Raw genomic sequence first — 20,729 nt, forward strand, 5'->3', positions numbered from 1 at the left:
TTGCTGCGGCGCCGCATCGCGCACCGGACGCACATCGGGACGCCGCGGATGGCGACGCGCCATAGCAAACCCACAACATTTGTTTTACATTTTCTTGACGCTTGCGCCCGGGGGAGGGAAGACCACCGTGCGTGTGCCTCCAACGAACCAACCCGTGACCACCTTGGAGATACTCATGCGTTCACGTCAGGCCAGAATTGCCGTCCACGCCTTGTCGGGCGCCATCCTGTCGTCCCTTTACGTCGTCCCCGCGGTGGCGCAGGACCGCGGCGGCGAGGACATCCAGAAACTGCAGGCGATCGAAGTCACCGGCTCCCGCATCAAGAAGGCGGAGATCGAAGGCCAGACGCCGGTCCTCACGATCACCTCGAAGGACATCGAGGCGACCGGTCTGGGTTCGATCGGTGATGTGATCCAGCGCCTGTCGGTCAGCGGCTCGTCGCTCAATACCAAGTTCAACTCGGCCGGCAACTTCGGCTTTCCGCCCGACGGCGGCGGCGTCGGCTCGGGCTCGACCACGATTTCGCTGCGCAACCTCGGCGCGAAGCGCACGCTGATCCTCGTCGACGGCCTGCGCTGGGTGAACGAATCGTCGGCGTCGGGCGTCTCCGCCGCGGTCGACCTCAACACGATCCCGGCCAGCGTGGTCGACCGCATCGAGATCCTCAAGGACGGCGCATCGTCGCTGTACGGTTCCGACGCGATCGCCGGCGTGATCAACATCATCACGAAGAAGAAGCAGGACGGTCTCGGCTTGCACGTCTACGGCGGCGACTACTCGACCGGCGACGGCAAGACATACTCGGGCAACGTGTCGATCGGCGGCAGCACGGAGAAGTTCGACTTCTTCATGGACATCAGCCGCTTCAAGCAGCACCGGATCAGTTCCGCCGACTGGGACCAATCGAGCTTCCCGGTGCCGGGTGCGGGTCTCGCCGCGGGCAGTTCGGCGACGCCGTTCACGCGCCTGCGCTTCTTCCTGCCCGACGGTAACGCGGGCGGCCTGTGCAACGACGACGGCTTCTGCAACATCACCGCCAACGGCGCCATTCCCCCGGGCGGGGTGCAGTCGTTCCCAGATGGCTTCCACCGGTTCACTGGCGCCGATCGCTTCAACTTCGCGCCGTACAACCTGCTGCTCACGCCGCAGGATCGCACCGGCATCTTCGCGCAGGGCACCTACCACATCACCGACCACGTCAATTTCACGCTGAAGGGCCTGTACAACACGCGCGATTCGGTGAACCAGGCCGCGCCCGAGCCGATCTTCCTCGGCCCCGACTTCTGCATGGAGCGTGACCTCTGCTATCGCGTCGGCGTCGACGCGACCAACCCGTACAACCCGTTCGGCTTCACGCTCGATCCGAACACCAATTTCACCGGCCTCGGCCGCCGTCCGATCGAGGGCGGCCCGCGCGTGTTCAAGCAGACGGTCGACACCAAGTACTACACCGCCGGACTCAACGGCGACTTCAGCTTCGGCGATCACCAGTACTTCTGGGACGTGAACTACGTCAACAGCTCGAACGATGCGCGCCAGTCGATCACCGGTACCTACAACATCCGCCACATCATGAACGCGCTCGGTCCGGTCGACCAGTGCACGGCACCATGCGTGCCGCTCGACGTGTTCGGCGGTCCCGGCACGATCACGCCGGAGATGCTCAACTACATCCAGTTCAACGAGAACGACCACAGCACGCAGGACCTCGAGGTCTGGACCGCGAACATCTCGGGCAACCTCTTCCAGCTGCCTGCGGGCTCGCTCGATATCGCCGCCGGCTACGAGCATCGCAAGCTCGAAGGCTCCTACACGCCGGATGCGGTCGTGACCGCGGGCGACTCGAACGGCGTGCCCTCCGGTCCGACCCAGGGCAGTTATTCGGTCAACGAGTTCTACGTCGAACTCAATGCGCCGCTGCTCGCCGACGTCGCGTTCGCCAAGCATCTCGACCTGTCGGTCGCGTCGCGCTGGTCCGACTATTCGAACTTCGGCAACACGACCAACAGCAAGGTCGGCTTCCGCTGGCAGGTCGTGGACGACTTCACTTTCCGCGGCACTTGGGCGGAAGGCTTCCGCGCGCCATCGATCGGCGAGCTGTACGGCACATTCTCGCGCTTCGACGCGCAGCTCATCGATCCGTGCGGCGGCAACGTGACGGCGAACTGCGCCACACTCGGCGTGCCGGCGGGCTATGAGCAGCCGAATCCGCAGATCTCGGTGATCACCGGCGGCAATCCTGACCTCAAGCCGGAGACGTCAAAGAGCCTCACCCTCGGCGCGATCTACAGCCCGAGCTGGGCCGAGAACACCGGCTGGTCGCAGAAGCTCGATTTCGAACTCACCTACTACCGCATCAACATCGACGACGCGATCACCGCGCGTGACGCCCAGACGCAGCTGAGCCGATGCGTGGCGACGCTCGACCCGCTGTTCTGCACCGGCATCACGCGCAGCTCGACGGGCGCGATCAGCGGGTTCAACAACACGCTGCGCAACCTCGGCAAGGTGCACACGAGCGGCTACGACTTCGGCGTGAACTGGGCCGGCCCGGAATTCGCCTTCGGACACATCGGCGCCAACTGGCAGCTGACTTACGCGAAGGACTACAAGTCGACGGACGCGGTCACCGGCTTCGCCGAGCCGCAGGGCGTCGGCATCGAGGTCAAGGACAGTGGCATTCCGAAGTACCGCTCGACGCTGAGCCTGAACTGGGGTCTGGCCGACTGGAGCGCGAGCTGGACGATGCGCTATATCTCGCACCTGACCGAGTCGTGCGGTGGCTCCGACAATGGCTACCGTGATTTCCCGACCTGCCGCGACCCCGACGCGGGTCCGATCGTCGACAGCAGCGGTCCCTCCGGCCTCAATCGCCTCGGTGCGACGACGTACCACGACCTGCGCGTGAGCTGGAAGCTGCCGGTTCGGTACGACATGAGCATCTCGGGCGGCATCAACAACATCTTCGACAAGGATGCGCCGGTCTGCATCTCGTGTTCGCTGAACGGCTACGACGCGTCGAACTACGACCTGCCGGGCCGCTTCACCTACGTCGAGGCGAGCGTGAAGTTCTGATCGCCTCCGCTTGATGGGGAAAGGAAAGGGCCGCCTCGTGCGGCCCTTTTCTTTGCCGCTGCGCCGACGTGCGGTCGGGCCGCTGTCCCTTACGCGCCTACGGCCGTCCGCAGTCGGCGCGTCGAAGCGCGAAAGGGCACGAGATAACGACCGCGTCAGGGCGACAGCGCGGGGCGCGCCGTCGTCGCCGCTGCCGCCGCGGGCATGACGATGCTCGCCGCGATCGGCAGATGGTCCGACACCGGGTGCGGAAGGGCCCAGCGCTTCTCCACCTCGATGTCGCGCGAAACGAGGATGTGGTCGATCGCGCGCGTCGGTCGCCAGCTCGGGAACGTCGCCGGCGCGTGCTCGGGACGCACGAGCGAGGTGCGTGCATACAGCAGGTCGAGCTCCTTGCCCTGCGCGGGCGTGTTGAGGTCGCCCATGAGCACCGCGTGCGGGTGCTGGCCGATGAGCTCGGCGAGGAATGCGAGCTGGCGCGCACGTGCGGCCGTGCCGAGCGAGAGGTGCGCGATCACGACGACGAGCGATGCGTCGCCGCGACCGAAGCGCACCCAGAGCGCACCGCGCCCGGGTATGCGGCCCGGCAGCGGATAATCGAGCACTTCCTCCGGATGCAGGCGCGCGAGCAGGCCGTTGCTCGACGTCGCGAGCCGCGACACGCGCCGGTTCGGCTGATGCGTCCAGTACGGGAAACGCGCCGCTTCGGCGAGGTACTGGGTCTGGTTGAGGAAGCCCGAGCGCAGGCTGCCCGCGTCCGCTTCCTGCAGGCCCACGAGGTCGAAGTCGCCGATCACGCGTGCGAGGCCGTCGAGGTTCGCGCGCTTGCCGTGCGGCAGGACGTGCTTCCAGCTGTGCGTGACGTAATCGCGGTAGCGCTTGACGCTGCCGCCGGCGAGGATGTTGCAGCTGAGCAGGTTCAGCCGTCGCGCGTCGGGCTCGGTGCGGGCGGCAAAGTGGGTCATGGCACGAGGCTAACCAGCGCCTGCCGCCGCGGCAAGCGCTCCGGCCGGCGCGCGGTCGGCGCCCCGCGGGGCGCCGCGTGCGTCGCGTCGATGCGAGGGCTACTTCTTGCCCGCAGCGGCCTTGGCCGGCTTCGCATGCGCGTCGTGTTCCTTCTTCACGAGATAGTCGACCAGCTGGACCATCTGCGGATAGCCGCCGGCGGACTGGCCGGACAGGCGGTACTTGCCCGCGACGAGGATGCTCGGCGTGCCGTCGACGCCGGCGCCGCGCACGACCTCGGACGCGTGCTGCAGCTTGCTCTCGACCTCGAACGATGTGGCCGAGGACAGGAATTTCGCCTTGTCGACGCCATGGCTCGCGTAAAAACCCGCGAGGTCGTCGATCGTGCGCAGCGGCAGGTGGTCGCGATGCAGGGCGTCGAACAGCGCCTGGTGGGTCTGTTCGAGCACGCCGAGCGACTGCGCCGCATAGAACGCGCGAGCGTACGGTTCCCACTGCGCGTTGAAGATCGCGGGCATGTAGCCGAACGAGGCATAGGCAGGCAGCGCCTGCTTGATCTGCTCCGCGTACGGCTGGAAGTGCGCGCAATGCGGGCACGCGTACGAGAACACTTCGAGCACCTCGACCTTGTCGCCACTCGCGGTCGGCTGCGGCGGATCGATCGGGAAATAGTGCTTGCCCGCCTCCCACGTCGTCGGCGCGGCGGCACCCGGTTCGTCGGCGGTCGCGGTCGACGCCAGCAACAGGCCGGCGAGCAGGAAGCCCAGATGTCTCAACATGGCGGTGTCCTTCGGATGGAACGCATTCGATGGGCGCGACGATCAGTGCTTCTTCGGCGCGGATTCCTGTTTCACGAGGTACAGCGCGATGTCGACCATCTGGTCGAAACCGATGCCCTTGTCCGGGTCCGCGACGATGCGGTACTTGCCGTTGACGATCAGCGTGGGCGTCTGGTCGACGCCGTACTTCGCTTCCATCTCGCGGATCTTCGCGATGCGGCCGTCGATCACGAACGACTGCATCGTCGACACGAAGCTTTCCTTGTCCGCGCCGTGTTCGGCGTAGAAACCGGCGATATCGTCGAGCGAATTGAGCGGGCGGTGGTCGCGGTAGATCGCGTCGAACAGCGCCTGGTGCGTACCGTCGACGAGGCCGAGGTCCTTCGCGACGTAGAAGCCGCGCGCGAACGCGACCCAGCGCGGCTGGAAATCGGCCGGCATCAGCACGAACTCGGCGTTCTTCGGCAGGCTCGCCTTGAGCTTGTCCGCATACGGCTGGAAATGCGCGCAGTGCGGGCACGCATACGAAAACACCTCGAGCACCTCGACCTTGCTGCCGGTGCTCGTCGGCTGCGGCGGATCGATCGTCTGCCAGGCCGTGCCGGCCTGCCACGTCGGCGCGGCATCGTCGGCCGCATGGGCAAGGGTCGCGCAGAGCAGGCTCGCGACCAGGAAGAGGCTGCGCATCGGCATCGGATTCTCCTCAGGGACGGCCTGACGCTACTTGGCGCCGCCGTCCTTCTCGATGAGGTACTTCACGAGCGGGACGACCTTGTCGACGCCACCCGCGCTCGCGGCGGTCAGGCGGTACTTGCCATTGACGACGAGCGTCGGCGTCGAATCGACGCCATAGGCCTTCAGCATCGCGTCCGCGCGCTTCATGCGCGTGTTGACCGCGAACGAATTCGCCGTCGCGGTGAACTCGTCCGCCTTGACGCCGAACGCGCCGTACGCCTTGGCGACGTCTTCGATCGTCGGCATCGGGCTGACCGGCCTGTGCGTCTTCGCGTCGCTGATGCGCAGGGGACCGTCGTCCTTCCAGACCAGGTCGAACGTCGCATCGTGGGTCTTCTCGAGGACGCCGAGCGCCTGCGCCGTATAGAACGTGCGCTGGAACACCGGCCAGTCCTCGTCCGGACGGAACGACGCGGGCAGGTAGACGAGCTCGGCGTTCGCCGGCAGCGCCGCCTTCAGCTTCTGCATCGTCGGCTGGAACATGTTGCAGGCCGGGCAGGCGTAGGAGAACACCTCGACCACCTCGACCTTGTCGCCGGTCGTCGTCGGCTGCGGCGGCTCGACGGCGAAGTAGTGCGTGCCCGCTTCGAAGGCATCGGCCGCCTGCGCCGCGGTGGCGAAGGCGGCGCCGAGCAGCAGTGCGGTCGCGGACACGGTCTGGAACAGGCCCTTCAACATCGAGGATCTCCTGGAGCGTGGAACGGGGATGGCGCGGGTGCCGCACGATCGGCGGCGCGAGTCTCGATGCGGGCCGCTGAACGCGACTGCAATCCGTCGCGCGCGGCTTGGATCACTTCGCGGCGGTCCGGGTTCCCTCGGCCGAGTGCAAGCCTTCGACGTAGGACGCGATCGCGGTGATGTCGGCGTCACTGAGCTTTTGCGCGATCGCGGGCATCACCTTCGCGTTCGCGTCGTCGCCCCAGGTCGTGCCGGCCTTCCAGTCCTTGAGCTTGAGGGCGACGTAATCGGTCCATTGGCCGCCGAGCTGCGGGAAGCCGGAACCGGCCATGCCGCGGCCGTCGGGTCCGTGACAGGCCATGCAGGCGGGCACGCCGAGCTTCGCGTCGCCGGCGCGATAAAGCGCCTGGCCGCGCTCGACGAGCTTGTCGTCAGCGACGCCGGGCAGCGACGCCTTGCCGGCGAAGTAGGCGCCGACATCGTGCATGTCCTGCTCGCTCAGCGCCGAGGCGAAACCGAGCATGATCGGGTTCTGGCGCTTCTGGCTCTTGAACAGCGCGAGCTGGCGGGCGATGTAGGCTTCGTTCTGCCCGGCGAGCTTGGGGTACTGCTTGTCGGTCGGGTTGCCATCGATGCCATGGCAGGCGCCGCACACGGCGGCCTTCGCTTCGCCGGCCTTGGCGTCGCCGAGGATCGGGCCCGCATGCGCGGCGGCGGCGTCCGCCTGCGCGGCCGGCGCGGCCGGTTCGCCCGGCGCGGTCTGCGCCTGTGCCGTAGCGGCGGCCAGCGCCGTCAGGGCGAGCAGGGACTGAACAAACACGCGCCGAAAGCTCATACACTCACTCCGCAAACCCGAGGGATGACCGCGAACCGCGCGTGCCGAACCGGCGACGCGGGCGAAAACCGCGGAATTATCCCTGCGACCCCCCAAGGCGGTCAAACCATCCGCGACCCCGGCATGCCAGCGCCGACGGTCCGCACGACCGCAGCGCGAACCCGCAAAAGGCCGACGTGACCGCCAAAGCCGCCAACCCGTTCCGCAAGGCGCAGTTCCTCGTGAGCGCGAACCGCCTCGAGCAGCTGCCCGCCGACACCGGCGCCGAAGTCGCCTTTGCCGGCCGCTCCAACGCCGGCAAGTCGAGCGCGCTCAATGCGATCTGCGACCAGCACGGCCTCGCGCGCACGTCGAAGACGCCGGGGCGCACGCAGTTGCTCAACGTGTTCCCGGTCGGCGATCCCGCGCATCGCCTGGTCGACCTGCCCGGCTACGGCTACGCGAAGGTGCCCGAAGCGATGCGCCTGCACTGGCGCGGCGTGATCGACACCTACCTGCGCACGCGCGCGTCGCTCAAGGGCCTCGTGCTCGTCATGGACGCGCGCCATCCGCTCAAGGACTTCGATCGCCACATGCTCGAATTCGGCGCGGCGAGCGGCCGCGCCTGCCATTGCCTCATGACCAAGGCGGACAAGCTGTCGCGCAGCGAAGGCCTGCGCACGCTCGCCGCCGTGCGCAAGGAACTCGCGACGCTCGCCCCCGACGCGACCGCGCAGCTGTTCTCGTCGCTGGCCAAGACCGGCCTCGACGAGGCGCGCGCACTCGTCGCGGGCTGGCTCGGGCTCTGACCGCCGGCGTCGTCGCGCCGCGATCGACGCGAAGCCCTTTTGTTCGGTCCGCGTATCCCCATGTCCGCCGACCAACCCCCAGCGAGGTAGCCCGATGTCCGGCCCGAGCAGCGTCAAGGACGAACCGATCCGCGGGCGCGACCAGCTCGTCGAATACCTCGCCGAGGGGGAAAAGCCCGCGGCCGCGTGGCGCATCGGCACCGAGCACGAGAAGTTCGGCTTCCGCCTCGACGACCCGCGCCCGCCCACCTGGGAAGGCGAGCGCGGCATCGGCGTGCTGCTCGAAGGCATGACGCGCTTCGGCTGGCAGCGCGTCGAGGAGCACGGCAAGCTCATCGCGCTGTTGCGCGACAACGCGTCGGTCACGCTCGAGCCCGCGGGCCAGCTCGAGCTCTCGGGCGCGCCGCTCGAAACGATCCACGACACCTGCTGCGAAGTCGCCTGCCACCTGCAGGAAGTGAAGGCGGTCGCCGACGACCTGCGCCTCGGCTTCCTCGGCATGGGCTTCCAGCCGAAATGGCGGCGCGAGGACATGCCGTGGATGCCCAAGGGCCGCTACAAGATCATGCGCGAGTACATGCCGAAGGTCGGCTCGCTCGGCCTCGACATGATGACGCGCACCTGCACGGTGCAGGTGAACCTCGATTATTCGAGCGAAGCGGACATGGTCAAGAAGTTCCGCGTCGCGCTCGCGCTGCAGCCGGTCGCGACCGCGCTGTTCGCCGATTCGCCGTTCACCGAAGGCAAGCCGAACGGCTACCAGAGCTACCGTTCGCACATCTGGACCGACACCGATCCCGATCGCACCGGCATGCTCGACTTCGTGTTCGAAGACGGCTTCGGCTACGAGCGCTACGTCGACTACCTGCTCGACGTGCCGATGTATTTCAGCTACCGCGACGGGCGCTACATCGACCTCGCCGGCAAGAGCTTCCGCACGTTCCTCGCCGGCGATCTCGCGGAATTGCCGGGCGCGAAGGCGACCCTGCGCGACTGGGCCGACCATACGACGACCGCGTTCCCCGAGGTGCGCCTCAAGAAGTACCTCGAGATGCGTGGCGCCGACGGCGGGCCGTGGAACCGCCTGTGCGCGCTGCCCGCGTTCTGGGTCGGCCTGCTCTACGACCAGGCCGCGCTCGACGCGGCGTGGGACCTCGTCAAGGATTTCTCGCGCGAGGAGCGCCATGCGCTGCGCGACGGCGTGCCCAGGCATGCGCTCAAGCTGCCCGTGCGCCTCGGTGGCACGCGCGCGACCGTGCGCGAACTCGCCGGCGAGGCGCTGAAGATCTCCGCACACGGTCTCGCGCGCCGCGCGCGCAGGAATCGCCATGGCGCGGACGAATCGACGTTCCTCGACATCCTCGCGCAGATCGTCGACGCCAACCAGACGCCGGCCGAGCGCAAGCTCGAGCTGTTCCACGGCGAATGGAACGGCGACATCGATCGCGTGTTCCGCGAATTCGCGTACTGAAAATCCTTGCGCGCGATGCCAGGGGGCGGCGCACCCGGGTCGTTGCAGGCGTCGGCGCCGCCCCGGCGCCATCGCGCGGCGAGCCTGCGAGGCCGCGATCGCGACGCGGCTTCCGCTCCCGTCGCCGCATCCCGTTCCGGGTGCCGGCGCGGCAGCGCGCAAGCGGTGGTGGCGCGCGACGTCAGGCCGCGCTGACGTCCCGCAGGGTCCAGTGCTTGCCGACGAGCAGCGTCATGCGGTGCTTGATCACCGCATGCGGCAGCGAACTTCGCACGTCGACGCTCACGTGCACGTCGGACTGGTGCGCTTCGACGGTCGCAGCGGGATCGCTCGCGCCGAGCGCCGGATCGACCGCGTCGGGATCGGGCTGCATCGACTTCCAGCGCTGCCACAACGACGGTTCGCGCAGCGCCTGCTGCAGCAGCGCCGCGAAGCTCTCGGCCGAACCGCCCTGGAACGAAAGCTCGTGCGATTCGCCGCGCGCCTTCGGCAGGTCGTCGATCGTGAACATGTAACGCTGCACGGTGTTCATGGGCATCCCTCGCATGGATTCTGCGAGGAGTCTAGCAGGACGCTGCGAAGCTTCCGCAGCGACGGTCCGCGACGCGCGTGCGCCGAACACGACCGCGGCGAACGCGAGCAGGCTCGCGACACACGACCAGGCGAGGTAACGCGTCTCCGCCGACGCCGTCACCACGAGCAGCGGCAGCGCGTACGCCCATGCGCTCGCGAGCAGCGCGAGCGCGGCCGCTCCGGGCGCATCGCCGCGGCGTCGCCATGCGAGCGGCACGACGAGCAGGCCGGCGAACAGATACGGCCATGCTGCGAGCGCCGAGCCGGTGCGCAGCGCGCGCGCAGCCCGCATCAGCGCCGCGTGCAGCGCACCCGTGTTCGCCGCCACCGGCGGGTTGCCCGGACGTGCGAACTGGCCGTCGAAGAACACGAGTTCCTGCGGCCAGTCGGCGGCGTGCGGGCCGAGCAGCGCGCGCGCGACGCGAAGGCGGTGCGAAGCCCAGTCGAGCGGCTGGCGCGCGATCGCGCCCAACCATGCGCGACGCAGCGACGCGAGCTCGCGTTCGGACAACAAGGGTTCCGCGATCGGCGCACGCACGCCGTGCCGCGTCCCGGTCAACAGCGGCAGGGCGCTCCATTCGCGGAACGACTCGGCCAGCTCGTCGACGTCGAGGCCGTCGCCGATCAGGAACGGTGGCAGGCGCATCGTGCCGCTCGCGATCGACAGCGCGGCGAGGTCGTATTCGGCCGCGAGCGGCCACAGCGGGACATGGACCGGGACGCGCGCAGCGAGGAGTCGGTTGCCGGCGAACACGCCGAGCGACAGCGCGAGCGCCGCCGCGACGACGCGAAGCGAGGCGAGCGAACGCGCGCGCGCACCGACGGCGAGCCATCCCCACCACAGCGCGAGCGGCAGCACCGCGGCGAGCGCGTTGTGGCGCATCGCGCCCGCGTAGAGCATCGCTGCCGCCGCGAGCGGCAGCAGCGAGCGCCGTCCGTGCACGTGCGCGTGGGCGAGCGCGCCCGTGGCGGCGAGGAGCGCCGAGAAGAGCGCGACGTCGGTCCAGACGTGGCCGCGCCACAGCAGCGGCAGTGGTGCAGCCCCGACCAGCAGCAGGACGGCCGCGGCCGCGCCGCGCGAACGCGCGAGCGCGCCCGCGAACAGCGCGAGGCCGCTCCAGAACAGCACGAGGTGCCACGCGAACATCGCCTGTGGTCCATCGACGAAGACGAGCAGCGCGCGCCACGCGAGCACGAACCCGGGCGGCACCACGTCGTCGGGCATGCCGTTGCGCGCCTGCCACCAGGCGGACGCGGAATCGAACGACATCTGGCCCGGCCAGGACGCGACGAGATCGAACGCGCACCCGCACGCGGCGGCGAGCCACGGCAGCGCGCCCGTGGGCGCCGCTGCGCGCCGGTCAGAGCGCATGCACGTCCAGCTGCTCCGCGCGACCTTCCGCGGCATGGTCGAGCACGCCGAGCAGCGGCGCAGGGATGCGCGCGCGCAGCGTCGCGATGTTGCCCTCGGCGACCGCCATCGCGGGATCGATGCGATTGGCGATCCAGCCGGCGAGGCGACCGCCGTCCGCGGCGATCGCGCGCGCGCTGAGCAGGGCATGGTTGATGCAGCCGAGGCGCAGGCCGACCACGAGCACGATGTCGAGCCCGAGCGAGGTGGCCAGATCGGCTTGCGTCAGCGTTTCCGACAACGGCGCCATCCATCCGCCGACGCCCTCGACGACGACGCGCTCGGCGCGCGCGCGCAACGACTCGAACGCGGCGCGTATCGGCGCGAGACCGACTTCGATGCCGACGTCGAGCGCGGCGAGGTGCGGCGCGATCGGCGGTTCGAACGCGAACGGATTGCAGGTCGCGTAGTCCGGGCGCGGCTCGCTCGCCGCGATGAGCGCGAGCGCGTCCTCGTTGCGCAGGCCCTGCGGCGTGACTTCGCAGCCGCTCGCGACCGGTTTCATGCCGCTCGCGGGCAGTCCGCGCGCGCGCAACGCGCGCAGCAGCGTGACGCTCGCGTACGTCTTGCCGACGCCGGTGTCGGTGCCGGTCACGAACAGTCCGCGCGGCGCAGTCACGTCGAGATTCCCGCGCGCGCGGCGAGGCGCGGTCGCGACGGCGCGAGACGCCGCCCTCGGTGAGCGAGCACGCGGGTCGACGGCTCGTCGCGCGGATGCGCACGTCCGTCGCGGGGCGGATAGGGTCGGGTCATGCCGGTTTGCTAGCGGAGCATCGCCCGCCAGTATGCGTCACCCGGGCCGCGCCGCGCGATACAATCACCCTTCCGCTTCTTGGTACCGCGCATGTTCACCGTTGCCCCGATCGAAGCCGCCGACAAGGCGGGGCTGTACGCCGAACTCGCCGCGCAGGCGCGTGGCTTGCTGCATGGCGAGCGCGATCGTGTCGCCAACGCCGCGAACTTCGCCGCGCTCGCATGGCACGCGCTGCCGCGCATCAACTGGTGCGGCTTCTATTTCTTCGACGGGCGTGAGCTCGTCGTCGGCCCGTTCCAGGGCAAGCCCGCCTGCGTGCGCATCGCGCTAGGCAAGGGCGTCTGCGGCACCGCGGCCGCGACGCGCCAGACCCAGGTCGTGCTCGACGTGAACGCGTTCCCGGGCCACATCGCCTGCGACAGCGCGTCCCGTTCGGAGATCGTCGTGCCGCTCGTCGACGCGCACGGTGCGCTCGTCGGCGTCTGGGACGTGGACAGCCCCGAGCCCGCACGCTTCGACGACGAGGATCGCGTGGGCATGGAAGCACTCTGCAGCGTGTTCCTCGACGCGCTGCGCTGACCGAACACCTTCGATTCCGGGAGCCATCAGGATGAGTGCGCGCGATGTGAAGATCCGCAACGTCGGGCCGAAATCGGCGGCATGGTTGCGCCAGGTCGGCGTACGCACCACCGAGGACCTCGCCCGCATCGGACCGGTCGAGACCTTCCTCAAGGTCAAGCGGGCCGGTTTTCGGCCGAGCCTGAACCTGCTCTATTCGATGGCCGGCGCGCTCGCGGATTGCCATTGGGCGGACCTGCCCGAGGATCAGAAGCAGGAACTGCTGCTCGCGCTCGACGCGGCGGAATCGGCGAACCCGATCAAGACGCGCTGGGAGAAGCAGAAGGCCGCGAGCGAGCCGGGCGCCGCGCCGCGCGGCACCGACGACGCCGGCGAATCGGCAGCGGCAAGCCTGTTCGACGAGCCCGATGGCGACGACGGCTCGTCCGGCGGCGACGCCGACCGCGAGCTCAGCCGCTTCGAGTAGGGCGGGTCGAGCGCGAACCGCGAGTCCCGCCACGCGCGCCGACATCGCGTCCCCGGCGGCAGTCCGCCCTAGCGCACCGCTGCGTAGTCGCGCGCGTTCGCGTCCCAATCGGGCGTCGCCCGGATCGTCGGCAGCACGTCCTCGACGCGTTCGACGCGCGTCCACAGCGCGCGATGCTGCGGATTCATGAAGCGCTGTTCGATCGTGCGCTCGAGGAAGCGCTCGAGCGGCGCATAGAAGCCGTCGACGTCGAGCAGCAGGATCGGCTTCAGGTAGATCGCGAGGCGCTTGAGCGTCATCGCCTCGAACAGCTCCTCGAGCGTGCCGCAACCGCCCGGCAGCGCGACCACCGCGTCGGATCCCGTGAGCAGTCGATGCTTGCGTTCGCGCATGTCCTCGACGACTTCGAGGTTGGCGAGGCCCGGGTGCTGCCATTCCACCTCGGTCATGAAGCGCGGAATGATGCCGATCACGTTGCCGCCCGCGGCGAGCGCGCCATTCGCGAGCGAACCCATGAGGCCGACCGCGCCGCCGCCGTAGACGAGCGTGCAACCCGCCTCGGCGATCGCGCACCCGAGCGCGGCCGCGGCATCGTGATAGCGGCGGTCCACGTGTTCGCTGGACGCGCAGTAGACGCAGATACGCATGGAGCCTCCCGATCGTGCGGGGCGGCAGTGTAGTGCGCCGGAACCGCTTGGTCGACGCGGATCGGGCTGATCGGCGAACGGCGCCGCGCGCTCGCCGTCCTCGCAATGCCTTCCGAGCGGTCGACCCCGCGCCTGCCGCGCCTGCATGCGTTTGACGCGCACGGAAATGGAGCTCGGGACGCGCGACACCGGCAGCACGCGCGTGGATGCTGCGTCGCCGAGCACGGCCGCGCTGTGTCGTCGCGTTCGCCTACTCGACGGTCACGCTTTTGGCGAGGTTGCGCGGCTGGTCGACATCGGTGCCGCGCAATACCGCGACGTGATAGGCGAGCAGCTGCAGCGGCACGGTGAATACCGCGGGAGCGATGAGGTTGCCGCCCGAAGCGATCTTGAGCACGGCGCCGCGCTCGCCGTCCTGCTTCAACGGCGCGTCGGTGTCGGCGAACACGAACAGTTCGCCGCCGCGAGCGCGCACTTCCTCGAGGTTCGACTTGAGCTTCTCGAGCAGCTGGTTGTTCGGCGCAACGGCGATCACCGGCATGTCCTCGTCGACGAGCGCGAGCGGGCCGTGCTTGAGTTCGCCGGCGGGGTACGCCTCGGCGTGGATGTAGGAAATCTCCTTGAGCTTGAGTGCGCCTTCGAGCGCGACCGGGTAGTGCACGCCGCGGCCGAGGAACAGCGCATGGTGCTTGGGCACGAAGCGCTCGGCGAGCCTGGCGATCTCGGGTTCGAGCGTGAGTACCTCGGCGATCACGCGCGGCAACGTCGCCAGCTCCGCCACGAGGCGGGCGTACTTGTCCGCGGCCATGCCGTTGATGCGCGCGAGCTCGATCGCGAGCAGGGCGAGCGCGGTGAGCTGGGTCGTGAACGCCTTGGTCGAGGCGACGCCGATCTCCGGGCCCGCGCGCGTCATCAGCACGAGGTCGGATTCGCGCACGAGGCTCGACTCGGGCACGTTGCAGATCGCGAGCGAGCCGAGATAACCGCGATGGCGGCCGTCGCGCAGCGCGGCGAGCGTGTCGGCCGTCTCGCCCGATTGCGACACCGCGAGGAACAGGGTGCCTTCGGGCACGACCACGTGGCGGTAGCGGTATTCGCTCGCGACCTCGACGCTGCAGGGAAGCCCGACCAGGCCTTCGAGCCAGTAGCGCGCGACGAGGCCGGCGTGGTAGCTCGTGCCGCAGGCGACGATCTGCACGTGCCTGACGCGCTCGAGCAGCCGGTCGGCATCGACGCCGAAGATGTTCGGCAGCACGCGCCCTTCGGCGATGCGGCCCTCGAGTGTGTCGGCGACCGCACGCGGCTGCTCGAAGATCTCCTTGAGCATGTAATGGCGGTACTCGCCGCGCTCGACCGCGTCGGCGGACAGCTCGCTCCTGCGCTCGGCACGCTCGACCGGCGTGCCGTCGGCGTCGTAGATCGCGCAACCCTCGCGGCTGATCTCCGCGATGTCGCCTTCCTCGAGGAACTTGAAGCGGTTGGTCTGGCGGATCAGCGCCTGCACGTCGGAGCCGAGGAAGTACTCGCCGTCGCCGAGGCCCGCCACGAGCGGGCTGCCGCGGCGCGCGCCGACGATGCGATCGGGCGTGTCGCGGTTCATGACCGCGATCGCGTACGCGCCGTGCAGCCGCCGCGTCGCCGCGATGACCGCCTCGCGCAGCCCGGCGCCCGCGGCGATCGCGTCCTCGACGAGGTGGGCGATGACTTCGGTGTCGGTCTCCGATTCGAAGCGATAGCCTTTCGCCTTGAGCTCCTCGCGCAGTTGCGCATGGTTCTCGATGATGCCGTTGTGCACGACCGCGACGCGCTCGCTCGACACGTGCGGGTGCGCATTGCTCGTGCTCGGCGCGCCGTGCGTGGCCCAGCGCGTGTGCGCGATGCCCGTCACGCCGGCGACCGGCGCGGCGGCGTAGAGGGATTCGAGTTCGCGCACCTTGCCGACCGCGCGCACGCGAGCGAGGCGGCCGTGCTCGAGCACCGAGATGCCGGCCGAGTCGTAGCCACGGTACTCGAGCGCCTTCAGTCCGGCGATGAGCACCGGCACCACGTCGCGGGCCGCGGTTGCGGCGACGATTCCACACATGCGGGCCTTCCTCGGCTGGGTTCGGGGTCGCCGGACTCGCCTTGCCGGCGTCGCCCTGCGCTGCCAAGATGATAAACCGACCCGTCATGGCGGGGGCATGGCGGGAGCATGGCGCGGCGGTGGCGTGCGGGCATGCCGGCACGCCGGCACGGGCCGCGTCCGCGACGCTGCGCCCCGCTGGTCGGTGGATCGACGATTCCCTGGACGGAGACGAGCGGATGTTGCGGGCGCTGCGGCGACAGTCGATACGCTGGCTCACCCTGCTGGTGCTGCTCGAACTCGCCTCGCTCATGCTCGGCGTGCAGCTCGCGGCGCACCTGCGCTATTTCGCAGACGCGCCGGCACTGGCCGGCTTCTCCGAGAACCTCTGGCTGCGCGCGCTGCTGTTCGCGGTCGTGCTCGTGGTCGGCATGTCCGCGCTCGGCCTGTACCAGCAGCACCTGCGCGAGGGCTGGTTCGGCCTGTTCGCGCGCCAGCTGGTCGGCTTCGGCATCGGCCTGGTCGGCCTCATCACGATCTACTACCTGTTCCCCGCGACCGCGATCGGACGCGGCGTGTTCGCGATCGCGCTCGTGCTCGGCTTCGCCGCGGTGCAGGGGTGGCGCATGCTGTTCGCACGCCTCGTCGACGTCGAATCGCTCAAGCGCCGCGTGCTCGTGCTCGGCGCGGGCACGAACGCGGCGACGATCCCGCGGCGCATGCGTCGGCGCACCGACCGCCGCGGCTTCATCATCCTCGGCTTCGTGCGCATGGGCGACGAGGCGGTGTGCGTGCCGCAGGAACGGCTGCTCTCGGTCGAGGGCAGCCTGCGCGCGTTCGCCGAGCAGATGCAGGTCAACGAGATCGTCGTCGGTCCCGACGACCGTCGTGGCGGCCTGCCGATGGACGAGTTGCTCGACTGCAAGCAGGCCGGAATCGCCGTGAGCAATCTCGCTTCGTTCTTCGAACGCGAGCTCGGCATCGTCAAGCTGTCGCTGGTGGAGCCGTCGTGGCTCGTGTTCGAGCAAGGCTTCGACAATTCGCCATTGCGCCACGCGATGAAGCGCGTCTTCGACGTCGCGATCGCGCTGCTCGTGCTCGCGGTCGCGTGGCCGTTCATGCTGCTCGTCGCGCTCGCGATCCGGCTCGAGTCCGGGCCGGGCCAGCCGATCCTCTATCGCCAGGAGCGCGTGGGCGAGCACGGCCACGTGTTCGCGCTGGCGAAATTCCGCAGCATGCGCACCGATGCCGAACGCGACGGCGTCGCGCGCTGGGCCACGCGCGACGACGATCGCGTCACGCGCGTGGGCCGCTTCATCCGGCGCACGCGCCTGGACGAGCTGCCGCAGCTGTGGAACGTGTTGCGCGGCGACATGAGCGTGATCGGGCCGCGCCCCGAACGACCGCAGTTCGTCGCCGACCTCGCGCGCCAGATCCGTTACTACAACCTGCGCCATTGCGTGAAGCCCGGGCTCGCGGGCTGGGCCCAGCTGCGCTATCCGTACGGCGCCTCGGTCGAGGATGCGGTCGAGAAGCTCAAGTACGACCTCTTCTACGTGAAGAACCACGACCTGCTGTTCGACCTCACGATCCTCGTGCAGACGGTCGAAGTCGTGCTGTTCGGCCGCGGCGCGCGCTGAGCCTGCGGCTCAACGCGCTGCGGGTTCGGACGGCGGCGGATGCGCGCTCGCGACCTTGAGCGGGCGCAGCTTCGAGCTGTACCAGTCGCTGACCTTGCCGTCGACGAACGCGATCCACGACGGGCCATAGTCCCAGCGCTGCGGGATTTCCATCACGGGCCGGCCTTCGAGCGCGCGGACCGTCGCTGCATCAGTGCCGACGACGATGAGTGCGGCGGGCGCTTCGACCGGCGGCCGCGACGTCGCGCCGAGGCGCCCCGGCGATGGATCAGAAGCGCTGTCGGCAGCGCCGCCGAACAGGCCGCCGCTCCAGGCGGCCCAGAGCAGCCCCAAGGCGAGTGCGAGCCAGAGCCATCCCCGCGAACCCGCGCGCGTGGGGCGCGGTGCCATCGAGGGCGGGACCCCACCGGCGCGCGGCATCGCGGCGCGCGGCGCCGAATGCATGCCTCCGGGCAGGCGGCCGTAGCGGCGGTGAAACGCGCTGGCTGCACTGTACGCGGCCGTCAGCTCCTGCAGCCGCTCGGCGTCGGCGGGATCGGCGTCCGCACCATGCCGGTCCGGGTGCAACTCGGCGATGCGGCGTCGATAGGCGGTCTTGAGTTCTTCCGGCGTGCAGCCGGGTTTGAGGCCCAACTGCTGGTAGAGCAAGAAGAAATCGGCTTTGTCGAGCACGCTTGCCCCCGGATGGTCGCCCCGACCCTCGGCTGTCGCTGCAGGGCCGAAGCGGCCCCGGAGCGCGCGCCCCGATTCTACCGCCGCGGTTGCCGAGCCGGTCGTCGCCTCGCCGGGGTGCCGGTATCGCTCGCATGGATGACGCGCTCGGCGCTAAAATGTGAACTGCGTCACCCTTTTGTGGGTCGAGGCGACGGCGCGAGCGAGGGGCACGCGACACGGCGCCGGTGGCCGCGCATACGCGCTTCGTGCAGAGGACGGATTCATGGCGATCGGGTCGGGGGCAGAGGCAGTGGCGACGGTCGCGCCGGCGGAAGCCGGTACCGCGTCCTGGGTGGATCGCGTCGACGCGCTCGACCCGCGCGAGTTCCGCGCGCGTTACCTCGAGCCGCGTCGGCCCGTCGTGCTGCGCCATGCGCTCGGTGAGTGGGCCGCACTGGGCCGGTTCACGCCGGAGTTCTTCCGCGAGCGCTACGCCGACCGGCCCGTGCGCATCCGCGGCCGCCACTACCGGCTCGGCGAGGTGATCGCGCTGCAGCAGGCGTCGAGCGAGGCACAGCCGGCGCCGTATCCATGCACGTTCGCCGACTGCGCCGACCTCATGGCCGACGTCACGCCGCGGCCCGCGTGCAGCCTGCCGAACCGCCACACGAGCCCGTTCATGCCTGCGTCGGTATTCGACCTCGTCAACCACCTCGAGATCTTCTTCGGCGGGCCCGGCGGCGAGTTCCCGTATCTCCACTACGACATGCTGCGCATGCATGCATGGATCGCCCAGGTGTACGGCGACAAGGAGTTCACGCTGTACGAACGCGGCCAGGAGCATCTCCTCTACGTTCATCCGGAGATGCCGTGGATGTCGCGCGTCGACGACCTGCACGACAGCGAGCGCTGGCCGCTGCTGCACCAGGCGCGTCGCCACCGCGTCGTCGTGCGCGCGGGAGAAGCGTTGTTCATCCCGTGCGGCACCTGGCACACGGCGCGCTGCCTGACGATGAACATCACGGTCGCGTTCGACCAGCTCGAGTCGAGCAACTGGCGCGAGTTCGTGCGCGACGTCGTCGTCGACGAGCGCCGCAAGGGCCACGCCGCGCGTGCGCGCTGGCTGGGCTTGTATCTCGCCGGACTCGGGCCGATGCTCGCGCTGGCCGAACGCTTCGGCGCGAATCGCCGCGCGGACTGGGGTACGGCGCGCCTGCACTGATCGTATCGCCGGCGCGCGTCGCCGGCCGCAGCATGGGAGGGGGCGAGCATGAACACGACGCAAGCGGGCACCGTCGAAGCCATCGGCGAAGGCGCAGGCGCGGGAGGCAGCGGCAGTTGGGTCGATCGCCGCAGCGGACTCGGCGTCGACGAGTTCGTCGCCGCATACCGCAACCCGCGCAAGCCGGTCGTTCTCGGCGACGCCGCGCGCGCATGGCCGCTGTACGGGCGCGCGAATCCGGACTACTTCCGCCGCACCTACGGCAGCCATGGCGTGCGCGTGCGCGGCACCGACTACCGCCTCGCGGAGTTGATCGACCTGCTCGAGGCGTCGACGGTCGAAAAGCCCGGGCCCTACCCGTGCAAGTTCGAGATCGCCAAGACGTTCAGGGAGCTGCTGCCCGAGGTCACGCCGCGCTTCGGCTACAGCCTGCCCGACCGCCAGGCGAACCCGCTCGTGCCCCAGCGCCTGTTCTCCGGCGTCAACAACCTCGAAATCTTCTTCGGTGGTCCGGGCGGCGAGTTCCCGTACCTGCACTACGACGTGATGCGCCTGCACGCATGGATCACGCAGCTGCACGGCGACAAGGAGTTCACCTTGTACGCGCCGGGGCAGGAACACCTCCTCTACATCAACCCCGAGATGCCGTGGCAGTCGAGCATCCGCGACCACCATCATCCCGACTACGAACGCTATCCGCTGTTCCGCGAGGCGAAGTGCCAGAAAGTCGTCGTGCACGCGGGCGAAACGCTGTTCCTCCCGTGCGGCTGGTGGCACACGGCACGCAGCCTCAACATGACGATCTCGGTCGCGTTCGATTCGCTCGGGCCCGACAATTGGGGCGCGTTCATCGGCGACGTCGTCGAGGAGCGCCGGCGCAACGGCAAGCCGCTCAAGGCGCTCGCGCTCGGGCTCTGGCTGCGTGCGGTCGGACCGCTGATCGCGCTGCAGGAACGGGCCGGCGCGAATCGCGAGACCGCGTGGGGTGCGCGATGAACGCGAGCGTGCCGCTGCGCGCGGAATGGCGCGCGGCCGCGCTGCTTGCGCCGCTGCTCGCGCATGCCCGGCACGCGGCGCCCGCACTGCGAGACGGAGGGGGCGAACTCGACTATCCGGCGCTGTTCGCGCGCGCGGCCGCGCACGCCGAAGCGCTGCGCGCAGCCGGCGTCGTCGCCGGCGATGTCGTCGCCTTGCCTGCGCAGCGCAGCGCCGAGACGATCGCGGCGATCCTTGCGTGCATCGCGAGCGGCGCGGCCTACCTGCCGCTCGATCTCGACTTTCCCGCCGCGCGCCTCGCCGCGATGCTCGACGACGCGCGGCCGCGCTGCATCTACGGCGCCGCCGACGCGCGCGTGCCGCCCGCCGTCGCCCGCGTCGAGCCCGCGCGCGACGT

At 69.5% G+C, this 20,729-nt stretch carries 19 protein-coding genes; 9 read left to right on the plus strand and 10 right to left on the minus strand.

Annotated features, from left to right (window positions below; all coding sequences use genetic code 11):
- Positions 1 to 175: 175 nt before the first annotated feature.
- The gene (locus tag VI238_RS04485) at positions 176 to 3,076 is read left to right on the plus strand and encodes a TonB-dependent receptor (protein WP_331648881.1); all 2,901 of its coding nucleotides are present in this window, start codon (positions 176 to 178) and stop codon (positions 3,074 to 3,076) included.
- A 155-nt stretch (positions 3,077 to 3,231) separates the two neighbouring features.
- Here VI238_RS04485 and VI238_RS04490 read toward each other — a convergent pair whose 3' ends face one another.
- The 5 genes from VI238_RS04490 to VI238_RS04510 all read right to left on the minus strand — a co-directional run bounded on the left by VI238_RS04490 (position 3,232) and on the right by VI238_RS04510 (position 7,069).
- Positions 3,232 to 4,041 carry an endonuclease/exonuclease/phosphatase family protein gene (locus tag VI238_RS04490; RefSeq protein ID WP_331648883.1) on the minus strand — a complete coding sequence of 270 codons (810 nt, stop codon included), beginning with the start codon at positions 4,039 to 4,041 and terminating at the stop codon, positions 3,232 to 3,234.
- A gap of 99 nt (positions 4,042 to 4,140) precedes the next feature.
- Positions 4,141 to 4,821, minus strand: a complete 681-nt coding sequence (locus VI238_RS04495) for a thiol:disulfide interchange protein DsbA/DsbL (RefSeq protein ID WP_331648885.1) — start codon at positions 4,819 to 4,821, stop codon at positions 4,141 to 4,143.
- A 42-nt stretch (positions 4,822 to 4,863) separates the two neighbouring features.
- Positions 4,864 to 5,514: a thiol:disulfide interchange protein DsbA/DsbL gene (locus VI238_RS04500; RefSeq protein ID WP_331648887.1), complete on the minus strand. Its 651-nt coding sequence runs from the start codon at positions 5,512 to 5,514 to the stop codon at positions 4,864 to 4,866.
- A 27-nt stretch (positions 5,515 to 5,541) separates the two neighbouring features.
- On the minus strand, positions 5,542 to 6,234 hold the full coding sequence (locus VI238_RS04505) for a thiol:disulfide interchange protein DsbA/DsbL (protein ID WP_331648889.1): 693 nt from the start codon (positions 6,232 to 6,234) through the stop codon (positions 5,542 to 5,544).
- A 112-nt stretch (positions 6,235 to 6,346) separates the two neighbouring features.
- Complete coding sequence (locus VI238_RS04510; protein ID WP_331648892.1) at positions 6,347 to 7,069, minus strand: c-type cytochrome; 723 nt, start codon at positions 7,067 to 7,069, stop codon at positions 6,347 to 6,349.
- A gap of 176 nt (positions 7,070 to 7,245) precedes the next feature.
- Here VI238_RS04510 and yihA point away from each other — a divergent pair, with 176 nt between their 5' ends.
- Both yihA and VI238_RS04520 read left to right on the plus strand, forming a co-directional pair.
- Complete coding sequence (gene yihA / locus VI238_RS04515) at positions 7,246 to 7,857, plus strand: ribosome biogenesis GTP-binding protein YihA/YsxC (protein ID WP_331648894.1); 612 nt, start codon at positions 7,246 to 7,248, stop codon at positions 7,855 to 7,857.
- 94 nt (positions 7,858 to 7,951) lie between these two features.
- On the plus strand, positions 7,952 to 9,328 hold the full coding sequence (locus tag VI238_RS04520) for a glutamate--cysteine ligase (RefSeq protein ID WP_331648897.1): 1,377 nt from the start codon (positions 7,952 to 7,954) through the stop codon (positions 9,326 to 9,328).
- Positions 9,329 to 9,509: 181 nt separating this feature from the next.
- On the opposite strand, the gene VI238_RS04525 is transcribed toward VI238_RS04520, so the two are convergent.
- Positions 9,510 to 11,273: a hypothetical protein gene (locus VI238_RS04525; protein ID WP_331648899.1), complete on the minus strand. Its 1,764-nt coding sequence runs from the start codon at positions 11,271 to 11,273 to the stop codon at positions 9,510 to 9,512.
- The gene (gene bioD / locus VI238_RS04530) at positions 11,263 to 11,931 is read right to left on the minus strand and encodes a dethiobiotin synthase (protein WP_331648901.1); all 669 of its coding nucleotides are present in this window, start codon (positions 11,929 to 11,931) and stop codon (positions 11,263 to 11,265) included. The genes VI238_RS04525 and bioD overlap by 11 nt, the downstream gene beginning before the upstream one ends.
- A gap of 225 nt (positions 11,932 to 12,156) precedes the next feature.
- Here bioD and VI238_RS04535 point away from each other — a divergent pair, with 225 nt between their 5' ends.
- Positions 12,157 to 12,645, plus strand: coding sequence for a GAF domain-containing protein (locus VI238_RS04535; RefSeq protein ID WP_331648903.1), 489 nt, complete (start codon positions 12,157 to 12,159; stop codon positions 12,643 to 12,645).
- Between the two features lie 31 nt (positions 12,646 to 12,676).
- Positions 12,677 to 13,111: a TfoX/Sxy family protein gene (locus tag VI238_RS04540; protein WP_331648905.1), complete on the plus strand. Its 435-nt coding sequence runs from the start codon at positions 12,677 to 12,679 to the stop codon at positions 13,109 to 13,111.
- Positions 13,112 to 13,179: 68 nt separating this feature from the next.
- Here VI238_RS04540 and VI238_RS04545 read toward each other — a convergent pair whose 3' ends face one another.
- Positions 13,180 to 13,758, minus strand: coding sequence for a TIGR00730 family Rossman fold protein (locus VI238_RS04545; protein WP_331648907.1), 579 nt, complete (start codon positions 13,756 to 13,758; stop codon positions 13,180 to 13,182).
- Positions 13,759 to 14,008: 250 nt separating this feature from the next.
- A complete protein-coding gene (gene glmS / locus VI238_RS04550) occupies positions 14,009 to 15,841 on the minus strand; it encodes a glutamine--fructose-6-phosphate transaminase (isomerizing) (protein ID WP_331648908.1) in 1,833 nt (610 codons plus the stop codon).
- 218 nt (positions 15,842 to 16,059) lie between these two features.
- Between glmS and VI238_RS04555 the strand changes: the two genes are divergently transcribed.
- Positions 16,060 to 17,460: a TIGR03013 family XrtA/PEP-CTERM system glycosyltransferase gene (locus VI238_RS04555; RefSeq protein ID WP_331648909.1), complete on the plus strand. Its 1,401-nt coding sequence runs from the start codon at positions 16,060 to 16,062 to the stop codon at positions 17,458 to 17,460.
- A gap of 9 nt (positions 17,461 to 17,469) precedes the next feature.
- Here the strand turns inward: VI238_RS04555 and VI238_RS04560 are convergent, their stop codons facing one another.
- A complete protein-coding gene (locus VI238_RS04560) occupies positions 17,470 to 18,132 on the minus strand; it encodes a J domain-containing protein (RefSeq protein ID WP_331648912.1) in 663 nt (220 codons plus the stop codon).
- A gap of 265 nt (positions 18,133 to 18,397) precedes the next feature.
- Between VI238_RS04560 and VI238_RS04565 the strand changes: the two genes are divergently transcribed.
- The 3 genes from VI238_RS04565 to VI238_RS04575 all read left to right on the plus strand — a co-directional run.
- Complete coding sequence (locus VI238_RS04565; protein ID WP_331648914.1) at positions 18,398 to 19,336, plus strand: cupin-like domain-containing protein; 939 nt, start codon at positions 18,398 to 18,400, stop codon at positions 19,334 to 19,336.
- A gap of 48 nt (positions 19,337 to 19,384) precedes the next feature.
- Positions 19,385 to 20,332, plus strand: a complete 948-nt coding sequence (locus VI238_RS04570) for a cupin-like domain-containing protein (RefSeq protein WP_331648916.1) — start codon at positions 19,385 to 19,387, stop codon at positions 20,330 to 20,332.
- The coding region (locus VI238_RS04575; protein WP_331648918.1) for an AMP-binding protein at positions 20,329 to 20,729 on the plus strand (401 nt) is incomplete at its 3' end. The genes VI238_RS04570 and VI238_RS04575, both read left to right, overlap by 4 nt.

This window comes from Dokdonella sp., from assembly GCF_036518555.1.
Classification (GTDB): Bacteria; Pseudomonadota; Gammaproteobacteria; order Xanthomonadales; family Rhodanobacteraceae; genus Dokdonella_A.

Excerpts from the sequence above, each read along its gene's own strand:
- VI238_RS04540 (WP_331648905.1), top strand. The coding sequence starts at position 12,677 with ATGAGTGCGCGCGATGTGAAGATCCGCAACGTCGGGCCGAAATCGGCG.
- VI238_RS04545 (WP_331648907.1), bottom strand. The coding sequence starts at position 13,758 with ATGCGTATCTGCGTCTACTGCGCGTCCAGCGAACACGTGGACCGCCGC.
- glmS (WP_331648908.1), bottom strand. The coding sequence starts at position 15,841 with ATGTGTGGAATCGTCGCCGCAACCGCGGCCCGCGACGTGGTGCCGGTG.
- VI238_RS04505 (WP_331648889.1), bottom strand. The coding sequence starts at position 6,234 with ATGTTGAAGGGCCTGTTCCAGACCGTGTCCGCGACCGCACTGCTGCTC.
- VI238_RS04485 (WP_331648881.1), top strand. The coding sequence starts at position 176 with ATGCGTTCACGTCAGGCCAGAATTGCCGTCCACGCCTTGTCGGGCGCC.
- VI238_RS04495 (WP_331648885.1), bottom strand. The coding sequence starts at position 4,821 with ATGTTGAGACATCTGGGCTTCCTGCTCGCCGGCCTGTTGCTGGCGTCG.
- VI238_RS04525 (WP_331648899.1), bottom strand. The coding sequence starts at position 11,273 with ATGCGCTCTGACCGGCGCGCAGCGGCGCCCACGGGCGCGCTGCCGTGG.
- VI238_RS04565 (WP_331648914.1), top strand. The coding sequence starts at position 18,398 with ATGGCGATCGGGTCGGGGGCAGAGGCAGTGGCGACGGTCGCGCCGGCG.
- VI238_RS04535 (WP_331648903.1), top strand. The coding sequence starts at position 12,157 with ATGTTCACCGTTGCCCCGATCGAAGCCGCCGACAAGGCGGGGCTGTAC.
- VI238_RS04500 (WP_331648887.1), bottom strand. The coding sequence starts at position 5,514 with ATGCCGATGCGCAGCCTCTTCCTGGTCGCGAGCCTGCTCTGCGCGACC.
- VI238_RS04490 (WP_331648883.1), bottom strand. The coding sequence starts at position 4,041 with ATGACCCACTTTGCCGCCCGCACCGAGCCCGACGCGCGACGGCTGAAC.
- VI238_RS04520 (WP_331648897.1), top strand. The coding sequence starts at position 7,952 with ATGTCCGGCCCGAGCAGCGTCAAGGACGAACCGATCCGCGGGCGCGAC.
- VI238_RS04570 (WP_331648916.1), top strand. The coding sequence starts at position 19,385 with ATGAACACGACGCAAGCGGGCACCGTCGAAGCCATCGGCGAAGGCGCA.
- VI238_RS04510 (WP_331648892.1), bottom strand. The coding sequence starts at position 7,069 with ATGAGCTTTCGGCGCGTGTTTGTTCAGTCCCTGCTCGCCCTGACGGCG.
- VI238_RS04555 (WP_331648909.1), top strand. The coding sequence starts at position 16,060 with ATGTTGCGGGCGCTGCGGCGACAGTCGATACGCTGGCTCACCCTGCTG.